Source organism: Actinosynnema sp. (genome assembly GCF_052038725.1).
The window spans coordinates 1-2,792 of the sequence record NZ_JBQGCX010000307.1 but is presented as its reverse complement, the minus strand read 5'-3'; the positions used below and the strand labels follow the sequence as shown (position 1 = coordinate 2,792).

Below are 2,792 nucleotides of genomic sequence, written 5' to 3'. Positions count from 1 at the left end.
TGTCCGCCATCCAGACAGCCGTCCGGGACACCTACCAGCGGCTCTCCACCAAGCCCCAGGACTGGGTTCGCCTCGCCCGGCTCCGCCCCGAGCTGCCCGGCAGCCGCGACGAGCAGGACGCGGTTCTGTGCGAGTTGCTGCGCGGCGGCCAGATCCACCTGGCCCCCGACTCCAATCGCAAGGTCCTCACAGACGCCGACCACACCGCCGCGATCCGGATCGGCGACGAGGACAAGCACCTGCTCGCGATCGACGCCGACTAGCGCCCCTCCCGTCCCCGTGCACGCGGGGGAGCCCCGCTCTGGGGACCGCTACTGGAAGGAGCTCTACGTGGAGCAGCCCGACAACACCACGACCACCTCGTGCGGCCACCCACGTGACCTGCACGACCGCACCGGCTGCACCGAGGTCACCGGCAGCCACCCCAGCGACACCGACCCGTGGGCGCACGAGGCGGTCACCTGCACGTGCCAGCGCACCCCGGTCGACCTGGACCGCGACACCTGCTGACCCAGCCGCTCGTCCCCGCGTTGCGGGGGAGGCCCTCCGATCCCGAGGGCGCCAGCAACCCGCCCCCGAGGAGAACACCGTGCTGAACACGTCCGACATCCAGAAGATCACCAAGGCCGTCAAGGACCAGGCGGCGCGAGACGAGCAGGCCTACCAGTTCGGCCTGACCTACGTCACCGGCGAGCGGATCGACACCGCCCTCAACAAGGAGATCCACGGCCCGGCCTGGGGCAGCCCGTGCGAGGACCGCGAGGACGCCCGCAACCAGATCGGCGACTACATCGGCGAGGGCCCGATGGCCGTGGTCGAGGTCGCCACCGGCAAGTGCTGGTCCGCCAAGGACTTCTCCTGACCTACCTCACGCCCCGCGGGCGCGGGGGCGGCCCCACCGGGGCACGTGATCTTCCATCCCAGCCAGGTCGGACAGGGGAAACCGGGCAGTACCGAGACCGAGGGCCAGCGGCCCACCATCAGCTAAACCGCCGAAATGGTGGTGATCGGCCTCGACCAGCAGGACACCCCGTGCCTGCTGCTGATCCGCCGCGCCGACGACAGCGACGCCTATCCCGGCTGCTGGGCGCTGCCCGGCGGCTACGTCGAGCGGCACGAGACCAGCCGGGCCGCCGCGGTGCGCGAGCTGGCCGAGGAGACCGGCCTCAACCTCGACCTGCGCGAGGACGCCGCGCTGCGCCTGGTCGGTGTCTACGACCAGGTCGGCCGCGACCCGCGAGGCCGGGTCGTCACCGCCGCGTATGCGGTCGTGCTGCCCGACTGCCCGTCGGTGCGCGGCGCCGACGACGCGGCCGAGGCCCGCTGGTTCACCAGGCCCGAGTTCGTCAGCGCCGGGCTGGACTGGGCGTTCGACCACGAGCAGATCGTGCGCGACGCCGACGCGCTGCTCCGCCCGCTGCACGTGCGTGGCCCGCTGGAGGCGTCGTGAACACCGTGCAGGCCATCGCCACCCAACTCGTCACGGTCGCGGGCACCCTGCTGGCCGTGCGCGCCACCGGCCGCGTGCAGGACCGCCGCACCCGCCGCGAGGAGCGCATGTCGGCGTTCACCGCGCTGCACGGGGCGCTGGAGGACTACCGGCGCTGCATGTTCGTGCTGGTGTCCCTGCGGCTGGTGCGGGCCGCACTCGACCGCGGCGAGGACCCGGCCGTCGTGCGCGCCGAGCTGGACGCCGTGGGCGTCCGGGTGGACCACCTCGACCCCACCGCCGAGCAGATCGCGGAGGCGCGGGCCGCCTCGCACGCCGCCCGGTCGGCGCTCTCGGGGCCGCAGGCCCGGTTGATCATGCTGTCGTCGTACGCCGTGCGCATGGAGATCAAGGACGCCGTGGGTGCCTGCAAGGACCTTCGCGAGGCCCGGTCCTTCTCCGCTCTCCAGGACGGGCGCCGCTATGCGAAGACCGCCGGTGAGCACCTGCTCCTGGTCGGGGCGGGGGACCTGTGAACGACGAGATCGAGGCCCTGGCCGACGCCGTCGGCGTCCTGCGCCGCGACTGACCGAGGAGCACTCCCATGACCATGATGATCAATCCCCCCGCGACCGCGGTCGTGCTCGCCTACGACCGGCACCAGCGCCTGCACGTCCTGCTGATCACGGACGAGCCGGGGCAGGGATGGCGGCTGCCCGGTGACAAGCCCGGCGGCGGCGAGCTGGATGTCCAGCCGCTGTCCCACCTGACCGATCGGCTGCGCGAGACCACCGGCCTGCACCTGTCCTACAGCAGCGCCGACCGCCTCAACCCGGTCCTGCTGCGCGGCCCGGAGTCCGACGCCCTGTCGTGGAGCGTGCTCGACCGGGGCGCGCTGCCCGAACTGGCCCCCGCCGAGGGCGGGCACGCCGAGTGGTTCCCGCTGGACCGGCTGCCCGCCTGGCACCCCGAGTACCCCGGCGACCCCGACCTGCTGGACGAGGCGCTCACGGTGGCAGGGCTGAAGTCCTCGGCCCACGTCTGCACCCCGTCCTGCGCCCCATCGCTCAAGAGCAGGGCCGCCACCGCGCTGCGGTGGGCCGGGCGCGAGGTGACCGGGTTCCTGGACGTGCTCCTGCTCGGGATGGCGGCCTACGTCTGCGGGCAGGCCGCTTGGCACGCCCTCGTCGTGCCGACCTACGCCCTCGACGGGCAGCTGATCGTCAAGGGCCTTGTCGGCGCTTGGCTGTTCCTGCGGCTGCGCCGCCTCTAACCCGCCCCATCCGGCCCGGCGCCTCGTGCGCCGGGCCCACCGCCCAGAGAGGACACCCCCGTGGACACCGCGCCCCCGCCGACGCCCGAG

General features: G+C 73.2%; 5 protein-coding genes and 1 pseudogene. All 6 read left to right on the top strand.

Features of this window, described 5'->3' with window-relative positions:
• Positions 1-263 (top strand): annotated as a pseudogene (locus ACTUAL_RS06090) (hypothetical protein); the annotation flags it as partial.
• Positions 264-330: 67 nt separating this feature from the next.
• Positions 331-510 (top strand): hypothetical protein, encoded by a 180-nt coding sequence (locus ACTUAL_RS06085; protein WP_440899553.1) that lies wholly within the window; start codon positions 331-333, stop codon positions 508-510.
• A 79-nt stretch (positions 511-589) separates the two neighbouring features.
• The gene (locus tag ACTUAL_RS06080; RefSeq protein WP_440899552.1) at positions 590-862 is read left to right on the top strand and encodes a hypothetical protein; all 273 of its coding nucleotides are present in this window, start codon (positions 590-592) and stop codon (positions 860-862) included.
• 135 nt (positions 863-997) lie between these two features.
• On the top strand, positions 998-1,450 hold the full coding sequence (locus ACTUAL_RS06075) for an NUDIX domain-containing protein (protein WP_440899551.1): 453 nt from the start codon (positions 998-1,000) through the stop codon (positions 1,448-1,450).
• Positions 1,447-1,965 (top strand): hypothetical protein, encoded by a 519-nt coding sequence (locus ACTUAL_RS06070; RefSeq protein WP_440899550.1) that lies wholly within the window; start codon positions 1,447-1,449, stop codon positions 1,963-1,965. The genes ACTUAL_RS06075 and ACTUAL_RS06070 overlap by 4 nt, the downstream gene beginning before the upstream one ends.
• Positions 1,966-2,033: 68 nt before the next feature.
• Positions 2,034-2,702: a hypothetical protein gene (locus ACTUAL_RS06065; protein WP_440899549.1), complete on the top strand. Its 669-nt coding sequence runs from the start codon at positions 2,034-2,036 to the stop codon at positions 2,700-2,702.
• Positions 2,703-2,792 lie beyond the last annotated feature (90 nt).